This window comes from Kitasatospora sp. NPDC058063 (genome assembly GCF_042885395.1).
In the GTDB taxonomy this organism is placed as follows: domain Bacteria; phylum Actinomycetota; class Actinomycetes; order Streptomycetales; family Streptomycetaceae; genus Kitasatospora; species Kitasatospora lactacystinica.
Genome location: NZ_JBHVSD010000040.1, coordinates 12,701 through 27,902 on the forward strand (window position 1 = coordinate 12,701; position 15,202 = coordinate 27,902).

The window sequence follows — 15,202 nt, forward strand, 5'->3', positions numbered from 1 at the left end:
TTCACGTGAACGAAGCCAACGGCCGGACCGGAAGACCGGAATCACCGACGGATCCGGGGCAGGGACGCGAGCGAGCCGGGGTCACAGGACCGGGGGACGCCCCGCCCGGGTCAGGCGCCACACCGTGGCCCAGGAGATTGGCCGGCGCTCGCCGTGCCCGCCCCGAAGCCCCTCCCGCAGCCCGGCGAACCAGGTGCGCAACGCGGCGCGGTCGCGCCGCATGCGGATCGCCGTGATGACGATCCAGGACGTGCTGTAGATCGGGACGAGCGGTACGGGCAGGCGACGGTAGGCGACCCAGACGCGGTTGCGGGCGACCAGGCGCAGGTAGAGGGCGTGGCGGGCGGGGTCGCTGGCGGGGTGGTGGACGATGATCTCCGGGGCGTAGAAGCCGGTGCGGCCCTGGTCCCAGATCCTCATCGCGAGGTCGAAGCCCTCGTGGTACAGGAAGAAATGGCCCGGCCAGTGCCCAGCACGCTCGAAGTCCGCCCGGCGGATCAGCATGACGCCCTCGGCCATCGCGGTGACGGTACCGGGCCGGCTCGGATCGCCGGCCCGCAGCCGGGGCACCCAGCGGCGCACGGTGACGCCGGTGTCGGGGTCGGCGATGCGCGGCTGGATATAGGCGGCCTCGGGATGGCGGCGGGCCTGCTCGACGAGCCGGGCCAGGACATCGCGCTCGGGCAGGATGGCGTCGTTGTCGAAGAAGAAGAGGAACTCCGCCTCGTCCGGCCCGGCGAGGCTGTCGGCACCGACGTTGCGGCCCTCGGGGATCCCGAGGCTCTCCGGCACAGTGACGACGGTGACGCCGTCAGGCGCGTACTCCGGTTCGCAGCCGTTGCCGACGATGACCACGCGCAGGTCGACCCCCTCCTGGGCGAGGAGCGAGGCCATCGCCCGCGGGAACTCCTCGGGGCGATCGTTCATGGTGAGGACCACCGCGTCGACGGTGGGCTTCGGGCTGCTGGTCATGCGGGACTCCGGGGCATGGACGGCGGATCGGATGCGATGCTCGATCAGATCGCACGGGTCGGTGGCCGCCTGTGCGGCGGTCCGGTGGGGTGCCCTTGGGAACTACGGGCCAGCCGTGCCGGGAGGCGAGGCGGCGCAGGCGGGTGGCGATGTGCTCGGTGAACTCGCCGTACTCCTGCGCGTCCCGGGTCAGGACCCCCGCGCGGTCGATCACCGCGTCCGGGCAGCCCACGGCCAGGTACCAGGCGATCCGGTCCGGCCTCGGAGCAAGCAGGAGGTCGAGCGCGTCGGTGGTCCAGGCCGGAAAGGGAGAAGTTCGCGAGAAGGACAGCGGCAAAAGGACGACTCAGGAGGCGGACGGCTCGATCTCCCCCGCAAAGACGATGACCTGGTCGATGAGGCTCCGCCGCAGATGGACGACGTCCGTTCCCGCCAGGCGGGGGCCTCCGTCCGGCATGGTGAAGACCCACTGGTACCGGGCCCACTCGTCAGGCATGTCCACCGCCGAGCAGCGCGCCATCGTGCCGGTCCCCGCCGGGTGGCGCCGGATGTCCAGCACGAACCGCTCGACCGCCGCGATTCCTTCGCTGCGGCCCAACGGCCCCCAGAAGACCACGTCCGAGGTCAGGGCCTGGGAGAGCAGGGCAGTCACATAACTGTCGTCCGAGGCGTTGAACGCGGAGATGAACGTGTCGATCGCGGAGCGTGCCGTCTCTTCCTGCATGCCCCAGTAGTACCAGCCGTTGCGCGTGGGCTCGTCCCGTTCGCCGCCTTCCGATCACGGTGTACCGTCCCCGGTCACAGCACGTCGCTTCTGTCCGGTTGGTTGCTGATCGAGCTATTGGTCAGCCGGTGTTGTCCCTGATCAAAAATGCTGAGGCCAGACGGATCGTCGCGCGACAGCTGTCGTAGACGGTGGTGCAAGACGACGTAGAGTGGCCCGAGGCTCGGTTGTTGGGGGCTCCAAGGGGGCGGGGCTCTTGATGGGTATGAACAAGGCGGCCAGGACCGAGTGGTGGGAGAGTTTGCCTGCCGGGATCCGTGACGAGATCGACGGATACATCCTTCAGGACTCCCTTCTCGGGGCAGTGCGTGTCATCGTCGCCATCGGCCTCGTTCCCCACGGCATAGGTGTTGGTACCGCTCAGCTGATCGCCAATGACCGCTATCTCCACTACGGGGACCGGATTGCACGAGGGCCGGAGAGCCCCCTCGATCTGGAGTCTCTGACCTACAGGGCGGCCGGGTGTGGGGGCCGCATCGTGGCGATCGAGGCGATCTGGGATGGTGACACCGTCCACGACTGGTTCGTACGACTGCTGGCCATCACCGCCGACCCGGCGGGAGAGACTCACATGGCCACCGTCTACTGGTCAACGGCCAAGCGGTACCTCGGCGAGGACGAGGACGGCGGCCAGCGCCGCCCCGTCGCGGTAGCTGCCGAGCGGGCGGGGCGTGCTCTTGCTGAGTACCTCTCTGTACCGTTCCACTTCGCCAGCCCGGACACACCCGATGATGAGGCCCCGCGCTGGCAGCCCTGAGCGACGACAGAGGCCACGGTCGTCATGCTCCCTGGCGCCTTTATCGGGTCCGTGCGGACAAGGGCTCGCCTGCCCAGTCGCGTCGGTTCGGCCGGACCTGGCTGCTCAGTCAATTCGCCCCGTAGTCGGGTGAACGTGCGAGGTGTGCCGCTCAGCGAAGGGTTTCGGCTCCGTCACACCGTGTCGGCACTGATGACGATGTCAACAGCGCGAGCCCGTCCCTGAGCGTCGTCGACCGACACCCGGACTCGCCGCCGGCCCGGCATGCCGAGCAGGGAAGTGGTGAACCGGCTCTCGCCGATAATGTCCCCGACGACGAGTCGGCCATCGCTCAGCAGAAGATGTCCGTCGAACACCGTGGTCAGACTTTCCAGCTCCCGTCCCTGGCCACCGGAGGCGTCGTGATCTTTGAAGATCCGTACCTTGACCAGGACGGTCTGGGCTTGCACGCGGACGATGAGGTGCGTGTCGCAGGCAGCGGCGGGCGCGTTGTTGAGTGCGAGTGTCGTGGGGATCCACTCGGTCGAACCGATGGCCAGCACTGGGTGATTCGCGTACAGGTCGATACCTGCGATCTGCATCATGTGCTTCCCATGCCATCCGTGATGTCCCTGGAGAATAGGGCCCCGCACTGACAGCGCCGGGAGGCAGGTGGCCGACGGGCGTCATTCTGGCCTTCGCTCACCAGTCTCTGCCAGCGATCAGCTCCTCTGTATCCGCGTCTGCGAACCCGTATGCCGACGCGACAAGCCAGAACTCCTCAGCGATCCACTCACGCGCAACTGTCTCGATCTCACTCCCGGCTGCCTCGAACTCCGCTTCCAGCAGATTGAACTCCTCCGTCGCGGCCTGGGTGAGCGTGTACAAGGCTTGCAGATTCGGTGGCTGCTCAGCCTCGATCCGCTCGCACAGCCGCACCAGGATTGCCCTGCCCTGGTCGACGACGTGATCGGGGAAGTACGAGTCCTCGTACATGGACCGCAGAAACGCGTGCCCTGCTACCTGCTGGTTTGTGATCGGCATGGCGCCTTCCCGTCTACAGAAAACTGACGTGCCGATCATGTACGACACCACTGACAGCTACGCCGTCCACGCATGCCAGATCACTCGTGACCAGCGCTCTCACGGCAGAGGAACATTGATCGGTAGGGCTTGGTGCCGTCCGGGTTGAAGCGCGGGTTCGGGAACAGCGCGAGCTGGTCCGTGAGGGTGTCCGGGAAGCGGTTGCGGACCCGGTCGCGCTGATGGTGGACGAGCCGGATCAGCTCCAGGAAGGAGCGCTCGGCCTCGCCGAGGGCGACGTGCCCTGCTGCAAGGGTTCGGCGAGCCGCAGCGCCGCCGCCCGGTGGGCCGGCGGCGTCGGCGTGCCGGCCCGGGAGGGCAGTGTGATGCCGGCGGTGGCGGCCAGTCGGCCCGCGTGGACGGCGGCGGCCAGGGCGAGGGCGTCCAAGGCGGCGAGGTCGCCGGGCCGGAAGCGGCCGCCGGCGCGAGCGGCTTCGGCGAGGGCCCTCGCCCGGTGCGCGACGTGGTGGAAGGCCCGGGCTGCCACGGCGGGGCCGCCGGGGAGATCGACCGGGGGAAGGCTTCTCCAGGACGCTCTCAACGCGGCCACCCGGGGGTGCCGGGAGCCGTGCAGGTGGCCGCCCATCTCGGTCGCCGTCCACGCGCTGAGCGCGTCCGCGACCAGCATGGAGCCGCCGCTCGCACCCTGCCTGGTCGCGTACGGGGCGTGCCGGACGGCGGGCGGGGGCGGCGTGAGGCCGGCGGCGGGCGCGACCCGGCGGGTGTGCTCGTCCGCGGCCCGCGTGACGGCGTCCAGCACCGCCACGTCGGCGCTGCGGAACCGGCGCGCGGCGCGGGCGGCGTCGGCCAGGGAGCGGGCCGCCCTCGCCAGCCGGGCGTAGGCGCGCGCCACCGACACCGGTTCGATGCCGGGGCGTGGGATCCCCTGCCAGGCCCTGCGGAGCGCGGCGACGCGCGGGTGGGCGGAGCGGGCCAGCCGGCGGCCCATCGGTGTGCCGGCCCAGGCCGCGAAGGCCGCGGCGACCCGGTCGGCCCCGTCGGCCAGCACCGCGCGCCGATCGGCCCGCTCCGCCTTGGCCACCGCCACGACCTCGGCGTCGAGCGCGGCCAGGCGTCGGGCGGTGGCACGGTCGACGGGACGGCCGAGGACCCGTGCGGCCAGCGTTCCGGCCCGCCGGGACAAGGCACGCAGCGCGGTCCAGGCGGGCGTGCCGCCGTAGCCGCGGGTGGTGAGGTCGTGGGCGAGGTCGGCCGCGTGGCGGGAGACCGCCCGGCAGGCCGCGGCGCAGATCCCCCGCAGGAGCCGGGTGGCCCGGTACTCACCGTCGGCGAGTACCGTCTGCTGCCCGACGGCCTCCTTGACGGCGGCCCAGGCCCCGACGGCTGCCGCCTGGACCGACTGGACCTGTGCCCACTGCGGCAGCGCCAGCCACCACTCCGCGCGGGCCCGTACGGTCTCGATGGCGGAGGTGAGTTCGGCGAGGGCCTGCTCGGGCGGGAGCCCGGCGTGCGCTGCGTCGTCCGGGGCGGGCTCGTGCCGGATGTCCGGCGGGGCGGCGGTCAGCACGCCGAGGCGCTCCCGCAGGAGTGCGGCCTGTTCCGGCGGCATGTCGGCGGTGAGCGCCAGCGCGTCGGACAGCCACCCGTCGTCGGAGGAAGGGGACTTTGCGGCGGCGCCCTCGTCGTCCTCGGCCGCCATGCCGTCGTCGGGCCCTGCGTCCAGGCCGTGCAGGGCGGTCTCGGCCTCGGCCCGCTCGCGTTCGCGTTCCCACCTCTCGTTGTCGCGGACCTGGACGTCCCAGAGGTCGCCTTCCTTGACGAGCTGTTCGTAGAGCGAGGTCGGGGCGTTCGGTCCGGTCATCGTGCGGTAGGCGTCATGGGGTCGGAACGCCCCACCGCTGGTCATGAGCTCCTCGGACTCCTCGCGGCGGTGGACCCAGAGGGACTCCTCCTCGGTTCCGCGCCGGTAGGCGCGCACGTAGGTGCTCTCGCCGACCTGTCGGGACTCGACGATCTCGTACCCCGGGTCGCCGAAGACGCTGTAGGGCGGCTGCGCGGGCGGCTGTCGGAGCGCGGCGCCCGGTTGCGCGGAGGCGGACCCCCGGATCGTCCCGCCGGTCGTGGACGGTGGTGGGGTGGGGCCGTCGGTCGCGGCCTCCTGCGGCGTGAGCCGGTCCCGTGCTTCTGTGTCGGGTTCGGCGGGCTCGGGTGGCATCAGGTCCTCCTCGGGGTCGGCCGGCTTCCACTGGATCTCGGCGGGTGGGTGGGGTGTCGTCGGGTCCGACGCACTACGGTGCGTCGGGCTCGGCGCACTACAGCGGTGGCTCGTCGGTGCTCAGCTCCGCCGCCAGGGCCGGGCTGGGGTGCTCGCGCTCGCGGGTGCCGAGGCCGCCGGGCTCCTCCAGCCACTGCCGCAGGGTCTCCTCGTCCGGCCCGCCCCAGGGCCGGGCGACCGGGTCGGCGTGCCCGTTGGCGCACTTCGCCCGGCGGGTGGTCGGGAGGAGGTTGTTCGCCGTGATCAGCCAGTCCGCCTCGGCGGTGTCGCGGCCCGGGCTGGGGCAGGTGTAGGAGCGGACCCATCCGATCTGCAGCGCGAGGAGGACCTCGATGACGTCCTCGTGCCGGTACCAGCAGGCGGGCACCGAGGCGCGGGCCTCCGGGTTGACCTCCACCAGCCAGCGCAGCCAGTTCCCGAGCTCCTCCAGTCGGGAGCGCCGTTCCTGCGGCTCCATGTCGCGCAGGACGATCCGCGGCACGGGTGCGGGGTCGGGCTCGGGGACGTCCGTCCACGGATCGGCCGGGTCCAGGCCGTCGGTCGGCTCGGTGCAGGTCTCGGACACGGGGTGTTCTCCTCAGGACTTGGTCAGCGGGACCGGGGGTGTCGTGGGTGAATGCTGCGGCCGCGGCGGGACCACCGGCGCGGGGCCCGCCGCGGCCGTCCGTTCGGGTTTCTCGGCCAGGAGCCCGATCAGGTCCGGGTCGGCGTAGGTGCGGCGCAGCTTCACCCGCAGCGGGCGCTGGTTGCCGTAGACGGCGATCGCGGTGAAGTCGGGCAGTTCCCGCAGCACGTGGGTGGGCGCGAGGTCGGTCTCGACCAGCTGCTCGGAGGTGGACGCGCCACCGCCTCCCCTACTGGTCGACCTCCTCGTCACCAGGGCCCGGCCGAGGAGGTTGGTGAAGGCCCGCAGCGTCTCCGGGTCGGCGTTGCCGGGCAGCAGCATGCGCAGGCCGCTCGCGTTCATGACGGTGTTGGCGGCCTCCCGGCCGAGTACGCCGATCAGCTGGCTGAGGTCGTGCCACACGGTCAGGGCGACGATGCCGATGCCGCGTCCGACGGTCAGCAGTCTCGGCAGGGCCTTGTAGCGGAAGCAGTTGCCGGCCTCGTCGATGACGAGGCCGAGCGCGGGGTCGAGGGGGCGGCCGGTGCGCTGGTAGCGGGCCTGGGCGGCGTGCACGATGCTCGCGGTGATCGCGGTCAGCAGCGGCGCGAAGCGTTCGCCGTCGGCCTCGCTGGCGATCAGGCAGACGGTGCCGCACCGGTCGAGGATCTCCTCGGCGGTGAAGTCGCTGGCCGCGGCGGTGGCCCGGACCTCCTCGTCCGCGTAGACCTTGGTGATCACGCTCAGGGTGAACTTGATGCTCCCGACGCCGTCGGGGTGCAGGGCGAACGCGGCGGCGTAGTCGTCCGCGACATCGGGGTGGCCGCCGTCGACCAGGACCTCGCGGACCTCGTCCACGGCGTCCTCGGCGAGCGCGAGCCAGCGCCTGAACGTGGTGATGTCCCCGCCGGCGAGGTTGGCGGCCAGCAGCACGCCCTTGACGACGGCCTTGGCCTGGTCGACCCAGGGGCCGGACCGCGGATCGCCCGCGGTGGAGGCGGCGTCGGCCAGCCAGGTGGCCATCCGGTCGGCGGCCTTGGCGTCCGCGCAGTAGTCGACGGGGGACCAGCGGGCGGTCGGGCGGTCGGGCAGGCCGGCCGGGGCGACGACGTACACCGGGCCCAGGGCCGCCCGCCGCGCGTACACCACGTCGAGGTCGGCCGCCTTGACGGTGGTCATCACGCAGGGGCCGTACCACTCGGCGGCGATCGGCAGCACCAGTCCGGTGGTCTTGCTGCTGCCGGGCAGGCCGAACACGGTCGCGGAGATGTTCTCCTTGGCGGCGAGGATCCAGTTGCGGCGGGCCTTGCTGCGGCCGAAGGCCATGCGGTTGCGACGCCGGTCGGGCTCCTCCGGCACCCGGAGCCGGCGTTCGGTCGCCCGGCCGCCCCAGCGGGCGCCGTCCGCGCCGGGGTCGGTGCCGCGGCGCATCCACAGCCACGTCCCGCCCGCGACCGGGACGGCCCAGATCAGTACCAGCAGCGGCCACCACAGCCAGCCCGGCGGTGCCGGGGCGAAGGCCGCGGCCGGGCCGCGCAGCGGCCAGGTGAGGGCGGCGAGGCCGGCGCCGCCGACCGGGCGGCAGGAGTGCCCGGTGAGCAGGGCAGCGGCCCGGGCGGCGATCAGGCCGGAGGCCAGCAGCCACAGCACCGCGGCGCCGAGCACGGTCGCGGCCCAGGTCGGTTCGGAGCGCTGGTCGCTCGTCACAGGGCCATCCGCTCGTCCGTGTGGTACAGCTCCTTCTCCTTCTCGGTGAGGTGGAGCTGGACCGGGAAGGCGCCGGAGCGGCCGGGCATCCACAGGCCGCGGCCGGCGTGCGCGCGGCCCCAGCCGGAGATGAGCTCGACCTGCGGGTCGGTGAGGCCGACCGCGTCCCGGATCGGCCCCAGGGCCTTGGCGTCCTGAGCCATCGTGATCTTCGTGTCGAACGAGGAGACCATGTGCTGGGCGATCATCGCCGCCTCGCTCCCGGCCGCGCCGACCGCCTCGAAGTCCGACAGCCGGTGGGTGGCGGCGAGGTCGAAGACGCCGTCGGCCCGGTGCAGGCGCAGGTCGCTGTCCAGCTTGCGGATCACCGTGGCGCCGCCGACCTGGAGCGCCCGCCACAGCTCGTCCCTGACGACCAGGCGTTGGGGCCCGTCGGGCTGGTCGATCGCGGCCTGGGTCCAGCTGGAGATGCACATCATGATCATGGCGACGGTTTCGTCGCCGTAGGCGCGGGTGCGGGAGATGTCGATGCTGACCATCGGTGCCGACCAGTCGATGCGGCTGGGGGAGGTCTCCGCGGTGCTGAACAGGTCGCCGACGTGCCCGTCGAGCATGGTGGCCAGCGCGGCCCGGGACGCCCTGGTCGCCTCCCGGGTGGCCTGGATGTCCTCGCCCCGGATCCGCAGCTCGCGCGCCATCTCGGTGCTCGGGTCGCGCAGGGCGGCGTGCACGGCGCGCAGGGTCGGGGTGGCCAGGACGGTGGTGCCCCTCAGCTGGCCGGTGACCTCCTTGATCGCGGCGGAGATCGCCTCCGTCTCCTCCGGCGTCAGCGGGCGGCGCATCTGCAGCTCCAGCAGCGTGCACAGCAGGCTCAGGCGGCGCCGGTGGATCTCGGTGAGGCGCTCGCGCCGCTCCACCGGGTCGGTGACGCGCTCCAGGCCGTCGCCGAGCGAGCCGGCGTCCAAGGGGTTGATGCGCCCGGGCAGCCCGGGGCCGAGCTCCAGCGGCTCGCACCCCAGCCAGCGGCACACCCGCCCGTACTCGCCCTTCACGTCACCGGCGATGAGGACCTTCACGCCGAACGCCGCCAGCCGTGTGGACAGGGCCTTGATGAGCGCGCTCTTCCCGGCTCCCATGGTGCCGGTGACCAGGACGGCGGGGTTGGAGACGATCTTGTGCTGGACCCATGCGCCCGGGTGCATGGAGAACTGCCGGCCGGTCAGGACGTCGTGGCCGATGTAGGCGCCGACCGGAGGCAGGGCCGAGCCGCCCCCGAAGGGATAGAGGCCGGAGACGTTGTGGGTGTCGCAGCGGTGGACCTCGGGGGCCGCGACCCGTACGGCCCTTCCGGCGTGAGGGCCGGGCCACCCCAGGAGCGGCGTCGGCGGTGCGGCGGCCGGGCGCCGCGGTGCGCGCCGTCCGCGCTGGGCGGGAACCGGCGCCGGCCCGGTCGTCAGGACCTCCGGCAGGCCGATCGAGGGCAGGTCGGTGTCCCCGCGGCGCATCCAGTCGCTCAGGCGGCCCATCAGATCACCGCCCGCCGCTTGACCGGCAGACCCAGCCCGAGCGGCAGCGTCGCCGCGAAACCCGAGTCCTGCGCGGCGTAGAGCTCGCGCAGGCGAAGGCCCGAGGTGTACGCGTCGCGCTTCAGCCGGGCGGTCGCCAGCGGCAGCTCGTCGGGCTCGTCGACCGTCACGGTGACCACGCCGGTGAAGCGCGCGATGCCGTGGCCCGCCGTGCGGGCGTGGTCCTGGTCCTGGGTGTCGACCAGCGCCTTGCGCTCGTCCAGGGACTCGATCCGCCCACCCCGTGCGCGCACCCGGCGCTTGACGTCGGCCTTGGTGCGCTCGCGGCTCAGCGTGGCCCGGGCGGTGCGGGCACCGAGGCACTCGTAGGTGAGCGAGACACTCCGCCGGGCATTGCCGGAGGGGCTCATCAGCGGAGTCAGCACACTCGCGTACACCCGGCCCTCGGGCCAGCCGTAGACCTCGAAGCTCGCCGACACGCCGCTGTCGTGCCGGTAGCGGCTCCAGTGCTGCTCGGCCGCGGCGGGGCCGGCCGCCGACTCGTCCACCCCCGGCGGTGTGCCGGCCCACTCGGGTGCGCAGGCGGCCGCCGTGTGGGCGGCGAGCACGGGCACCTCGCCCGGGTCGTAGGCGGTGCGGATCACCTCGACGATCTGGCCGACGGTCAGCGTGGCGACGACCTGGAGGTCGGCGGCGGCGATCGCGCCCTGCATCGCGAGCAGCTCGCGCACCAGGACGGCCGTCGCCCCCAGGGTGCCGCCGCCGCTGCTCCTGATGTCCTGGCGGACCCGGGACGCGGCCAGGGTGACGGTCAGGTAGGTACGGCGGGTGGACGCCGCGGGCGCCGCCTCGGCGGCGAGAGCGGTGACCAGGTCGTGGGCCGCTGCGGGCGCACTCCGGTCGAGGTGGCCGGTCGTCCACGCCATCAGCGCGGTGCCGTCCTCGGGAGCGGACCGGTCGGTGACCGAGATCCGCACGATCGGCCCACCCTCGACGCAGTGCCCCCGGAGGAAACCGCCCCAGCCGGAGACGCGGGCGTTCACCCGGGCCGTGTCGGCGAGCGCGATCCCGGGGTAGCGCACCTCCATGATCGCCGAGTAGTGGCCCTGCAGCGGGTCGTGGACGACGCCGATCTCCCGGCCGGCCCCGGTGGGCACCGTCAGGAACTCCAGGCGGGCCAGTACACCGGGCAGGTCCGTGCGCCGCGACCCGTCGGCTCGCCGGGGCGCGAACGCGCCGCTGAAGAACATCGTCTGCCTCCTGACGACAGCAATCTGGAATCGGACCGTGAGTACCGCCCACTCCGCCGCGGTCAGGCCGTACACCCGCAGGTAGACCGCCGCGAGCAGCAGCAGCGCGACCGGCACGGCGACGATCTCGCCCGCCCACGCGTGGGTGTAGACCGGCAGCATCGCGACCAGGCCCGCGCCGGCGACCGTCACCAGTCCGCTCAGGCTCAGCTCGCCCAGGTACGGGCTGCGCTCGCGCTGCCAGCCGCCGTACGTCGCCGGCTCCTCGGGGGACGTCACGGCCCCTCACCTCCTGATGGCGGGTCGGCCGGCAGGGGCGGGACCGGTGCCGGGGTCGGGTGGGCGGCGGCCGCCGGGACGTCCGCCGGGACGTTCGTCGGACCGGGATGCGGGGGAGCCGGCGGCGCGGGGGCGCCCGCCGTGCGCGCCAGGGGCGGTCGCGGCGTGCCGGCAGCCGGAAAAGGCGGGGCCGCAGCCGTGCCGGAGTGCGCGGCCGAAGACCGGGCGGCGGGGGCCGGACGGGGCGCGGGAGCGGCTGCGGCCCCCGCAGTGCCCGGCGACCCGGCGGACGCGGAGGCCTCGCCGGAACGGCTGGGCGGGAGGTTGACGGAACCGCCCATGTCGCGCCCGGAGCCGAGCCCGGCGTGCGCGGCCATCGCGTCCAGACCACCGGAGGCCAGCTCGGTGCCCGCCTTCACGCCCTGGGCGGCCATCAGCCCGGCCATCACCGCGCGGCCCGCCGAGGAGCGTCGGCCGTCGTCCGCCCTGCGCCGGTCGGCGTCGTCCGACTCCACCGCCCTGGCCAGCGCCGGCCCCGGCGGTGCCGCGCCGCTCCCGGACGGAACCCCGCCGCCACGGCCCCAGATCGCCGAGGCCGCGGTGCCGCCGACCGCGCCGATGATGCCGCTCGCGACCGACCCTCCGCTGGAACCCCCGCCGGCGAACGGCATGAAGCGGGCGGTCACCGGCCAGGCGACGGCACCGACACCGACGACCAGCAGGCCCCCGACGACGCCCGTGACGGTGGTGGCCGCACCGACCATGCCCTGCCCGATCAGCAAGGTGATCACGACGACCGGCTTGATCATGACGATCGAGTACACGGCCTTGCGGGCGGTCGGCGCCCACTGCCGGGTGAACTCGCTGATCGCCCCGGCCGCCGACACCGGGAACGCCACGACGAGAAGGTCGAGGGCGTCGTGCCGGAAGATGAACTCGATCCACATCAGTCCGGCGACCAGGCAACCGACGATGCCCAGCACCAGCAACCAACCGACCTCGGAGACGGTGTCCATCCCGGCGAACAGGCCGCTGATACGGGCGACGAACCGGTCGGTGGTCAGGCCGGAGGAGCGGATCATCCAGTTGGAGACGTCGTCGGCGGCCCAGATCAGGGTCTGGGTGACGGTGTACATGGCCGCGCAGCTCAGCCCCCACTCGACCAGGCCCGTGACCGCCGTGGCGATCCCCTTGCCCTCGTGCGAGACACAGGTGCGGGTGACCTCCACGCACAGCAGGATCGTGGCGATGACGGCGGACAGCTGGAGCATCAGGGCGAGGGTGTCCGAGATCCCGTCCGCGTCCAGGTCCACGACGGACCCCTCCAGCACTGTCTTGGCCATCTCCCCGAGCACCCACTTCGCCGCACTGGCGAAGGTGCGGGCGAGGCGGCTGGTCCCCTCATCGGCGATCGCGGCGCCGGGGTTCTTCAGGGCGGCGCCGAGGCTGTGCTTGGATTCGGCTTCGCAGTGGGCGACGCCTGGGTTCTTCTTGCACCAGGCGGTCATCTCCCTGTCGGCGTTCTCGCAGTACACCTCCATCCCGGGTAGGGGCAGGACGTCGGCGTCGCAGTACTTGTGCTTGTAGGTCGCGTACACGCAGGTCGAGAGCGGGTGGTCTCTCAATCCGAGGGCCCGGCAGCCGTCCTCGTCCAGCGGTACACAGCCGCCGCGCGCGTCCATCTGTTCGGCCGGCGGCTTCGGTTGCAGACCAGTGGCGGTCAGCTCCTCGGGCTGCCCGACGGGCCGGGTGTGCGCGGGGCAGGGCGTTCCGGTGGCGGCACCCGGGACGGGAACCGGTGGAGGCGCGGCGGCGAACGCGGCTGCGGGCACGACCAGCGCGGCCAGGACGAGTGCCAGGACGAGCACCGCGCGCCGCACGCCGTTAGTGCTGGTAGGCAACGGGCCTCCAGCCGGCCGCGTCGGCCTGCACTGTGCCCGGCTGGGCCACCACCGGGGTGTCCCGCATCTTCTTCGAGGTGAGCCTCCAGTCGTCGCCGTCCCACACCACTGGGGCCGCGACAGCGAAGACACCAGTGCCGTGCTGGATACCGCCGACGGTGGGTGTCTGGGTGGTCAGCAGCCACACGTCGACGGCGTCGGCGCTCACCGACTCGGTCTGGTAGGCGCGGACCTGGAAGGCGATGAAGTCCGAGCCGGTGCTGCCTCCGGCCTCGGGGAGGCCGAGCAGGCGTCGCCAGTCCCGGGCGTCCGCGATCGCCAGCGAGGTCAGCTTGAAGAAGTCCTCGCCCTTGCGGGCCATCACCATCATTTGGTCGGGCACCGTGTCGGGGCTCAGCAGGTCGCGGGCCTCGGTGTAGTGAGCGGCCGCGGAAACGGCACCGGCCATGGTGTGGGGGTAGCCGATCGGGATGCCCTTCTCGACCCGGGCGGGCGCGGGCAGCGGCACCGCCTGCACCACCGTGGACGGGCTCGCGGACGGCGGCGCGGCGGCGGCCGAGGAGCTGGCAGCAGTGCCGGCCCGTGGTTCGGGCTCGGCCTGCCAGACCAGGACGGCGACCGCGCCCGCGACGGCGGCCGCCGCCAGGGCCGCCCCGGTGACGAGCGTGCGCAGGGCCCGGCGTCGGCGGAGCTCGACGGAGTCCACTCGTCAGCCCTTCAGGCTCGCGCCGAGCCAGACGATCGGCCACGCCAGTCCGATGATCACAGCTCCGCGGAAGCACTTCGGCATACCCGCCTTGCCCCGCGCACTGATCTCGGGTCGGTCGGACATGGACCCGAAGCTGTCCATCGCGGCGCACGCGCAGAGCGCGGCCACCACGAGGACCAGGCAGATGCCCATGGTCCAGTTGACGATCGTGGTGAGCGCGCTGCCGACCTCCCCGGACGGGATCTCCGGCTTGAAGCCCTTCCCGACGTCGTAGAACGACCCGTTCGGGGCTGTGGTGGGGTCATTGAGCGGCAGGGCGGTCAGCCGGGTTGCCAGCAGCGACATAGAGGTCGTCATGTGAGGGATCCTCCGAGGTGGCGGCCGTCCCGGCCGGGGCCCGCAGCGGGCCCCAGGACCTCTCGGCCGTGGTGATCAGGGTGTCGGCGAGCCCGGTGCCGGCCGCCTCGAACCGGCGGCTGAGGCGGTCGGTCCGCAGGGCGTGCGACCGCCAGGCCGGGCAGTGCGGTACCCGCACCACCGTGCCGACCCGGGGCGCGAGCATGGTGGCGACCGCGCGGCACTGCCGCGGTATCCCGTTGGCCATGCCGACCAGTGCCAGCACGCACCGCTGAAGCGGAAGGGACGCGGCCTCGGCTGCGGCGATCGCGACGGCGGCCGCCTCCAGTCCCTCCCGCGACGTCGGCGCGCAGATCACCGGCACGGCCCCTTCCAGCAGCATCCACTGGGCGGTGCGTGAGTGGACCCCGGCGTCACCGAGGTCGTCCGCGACGGTCAGCGCCGTGTCCGCCACGCTCACCTGCCAGCCGCCGGCCCCTGCCAGTGCCGGCCATGCCGACGGCGCCGAGGGCAGGGCGAGCGGCGGTTCCGACCATGGCCTGCGGTCGGTGAGCACCTGGACCCGGCCGTCGAGGCAGGACGAGGCGGCGGAGCGGACCTGACCGGTGTCCAGAGGTCGGTCGACGGGTACGGAGACGAGCCCGGCGCCGCCGGCCAGTGGCCAGCGGCGCCACGGCGACGACGCGGTCGACGCGCTGTCGAGCACCACCGTCGAGGCGAGCCGGGCCAGTCCGGCCGCAGCAAGCAGGGCCACGGTGCTCCGGCCGCTGCCGGCCGCCGCCCCCAGGACCGGGACGACGAGCCGGGCGCCGACGTGCAGCCCGGCCACGGGCACGGACCTGCCCACCGATGTTCACCCCCTCCCACCTGACCGATGTCCAGCGATGCCAGTTCATGGGCCATCACTGGCCGTAGCCGCACTGTCTAGCACAGTGACGACCAGCTCTGTTTACACTCGGCGATCGACTTGGAGCGGATCGTGACCAGGGGTGTGCCGGTGCCGTACGACACCACCGACTTCGGGGCCGGGGCCGGAATGCGGCCCTGTCCCCGCTGCC

Annotated in this window: 14 protein-coding genes; 1 reads left to right on the forward strand and 13 read right to left on the reverse strand. The window is 73.0% G+C overall.

Going from position 1 to position 15,202, the window contains the following annotated elements:
* Positions 1 to 81: 81 nt before the first annotated feature.
* Entirely contained in the window at positions 82 to 972 is an 891-nt protein-coding gene (locus ACFVUY_RS40060) for a glycosyltransferase family 2 protein (protein ID WP_387736960.1), read from the reverse strand.
* Between the two features lie 346 nt (positions 973 to 1,318).
* Positions 1,319 to 1,696, reverse strand: coding sequence for a nuclear transport factor 2 family protein (locus ACFVUY_RS40065; protein ID WP_387736961.1), 378 nt, complete (start codon positions 1,694 to 1,696; stop codon positions 1,319 to 1,321).
* A 259-nt stretch (positions 1,697 to 1,955) separates the two neighbouring features.
* On the opposite strand from ACFVUY_RS40065, the gene ACFVUY_RS40070 reads away from it, so the two are divergent.
* Positions 1,956 to 2,513, forward strand: coding sequence for a hypothetical protein (locus tag ACFVUY_RS40070; protein ID WP_387736962.1), 558 nt, complete (start codon positions 1,956 to 1,958; stop codon positions 2,511 to 2,513).
* Positions 2,514 to 2,686: 173 nt separating this feature from the next.
* Here ACFVUY_RS40070 and ACFVUY_RS40075 read toward each other — a convergent pair whose 3' ends face one another.
* The 11 genes from ACFVUY_RS40075 to ACFVUY_RS40125 all read right to left on the reverse strand — a co-directional run bounded on the left by ACFVUY_RS40075 (position 2,687) and on the right by ACFVUY_RS40125 (position 14,991).
* Positions 2,687 to 3,097 (reverse strand): hypothetical protein, encoded by a 411-nt coding sequence (locus ACFVUY_RS40075; protein WP_387736963.1) that lies wholly within the window; start codon positions 3,095 to 3,097, stop codon positions 2,687 to 2,689.
* 97 nt (positions 3,098 to 3,194) lie between these two features.
* Positions 3,195 to 3,536, reverse strand: coding sequence for a DUF5713 family protein (locus ACFVUY_RS40080; RefSeq protein WP_387736964.1), 342 nt, complete (start codon positions 3,534 to 3,536; stop codon positions 3,195 to 3,197).
* Positions 3,537 to 3,774: 238 nt separating this feature from the next.
* Positions 3,775 to 5,751 carry a hypothetical protein gene (locus ACFVUY_RS40085; protein WP_387736965.1) on the reverse strand — a complete coding sequence of 659 codons (1,977 nt, stop codon included), beginning with the start codon at positions 5,749 to 5,751 and terminating at the stop codon, positions 3,775 to 3,777.
* Positions 5,752 to 5,848: 97 nt separating this feature from the next.
* A complete protein-coding gene (locus ACFVUY_RS40090; RefSeq protein WP_387736966.1) occupies positions 5,849 to 6,376 on the reverse strand; it encodes a hypothetical protein in 528 nt (175 codons plus the stop codon).
* A gap of 12 nt (positions 6,377 to 6,388) precedes the next feature.
* Positions 6,389 to 8,122: a type IV secretory system conjugative DNA transfer family protein gene (locus tag ACFVUY_RS40095; RefSeq protein WP_387736967.1), complete on the reverse strand. Its 1,734-nt coding sequence runs from the start codon at positions 8,120 to 8,122 to the stop codon at positions 6,389 to 6,391.
* Positions 8,119 to 9,648 (reverse strand): type VI secretion protein, encoded by a 1,530-nt coding sequence (locus ACFVUY_RS40100; protein WP_387736968.1) that lies wholly within the window; start codon positions 9,646 to 9,648, stop codon positions 8,119 to 8,121. Before ACFVUY_RS40100 ends, ACFVUY_RS40095 begins: the two co-directional genes overlap by 4 nt.
* Positions 9,648 to 11,177 (reverse strand): SCO6880 family protein, encoded by a 1,530-nt coding sequence (locus ACFVUY_RS40105; RefSeq protein ID WP_387736969.1) that lies wholly within the window; start codon positions 11,175 to 11,177, stop codon positions 9,648 to 9,650. Before ACFVUY_RS40105 ends, ACFVUY_RS40100 begins: the two co-directional genes overlap by 1 nt.
* Positions 11,174 to 13,078, reverse strand: a complete 1,905-nt coding sequence (locus ACFVUY_RS40110; protein WP_387736970.1) for a hypothetical protein — start codon at positions 13,076 to 13,078, stop codon at positions 11,174 to 11,176. Before ACFVUY_RS40110 ends, ACFVUY_RS40105 begins: the two co-directional genes overlap by 4 nt.
* On the reverse strand, positions 13,062 to 13,784 hold the full coding sequence (locus ACFVUY_RS40115; RefSeq protein WP_387736971.1) for a hypothetical protein: 723 nt from the start codon (positions 13,782 to 13,784) through the stop codon (positions 13,062 to 13,064). Before ACFVUY_RS40115 ends, ACFVUY_RS40110 begins: the two co-directional genes overlap by 17 nt.
* A gap of 3 nt (positions 13,785 to 13,787) precedes the next feature.
* Positions 13,788 to 14,144, reverse strand: a complete 357-nt coding sequence (locus ACFVUY_RS40120; RefSeq protein WP_387736972.1) for a hypothetical protein — start codon at positions 14,142 to 14,144, stop codon at positions 13,788 to 13,790.
* Complete coding sequence (locus ACFVUY_RS40125) at positions 14,089 to 14,991, reverse strand: hypothetical protein (protein ID WP_387736973.1); 903 nt, start codon at positions 14,989 to 14,991, stop codon at positions 14,089 to 14,091. The genes ACFVUY_RS40120 and ACFVUY_RS40125 overlap by 56 nt, the downstream gene beginning before the upstream one ends.
* Between the last annotated feature and the right edge of the window lie 211 nt (positions 14,992 to 15,202).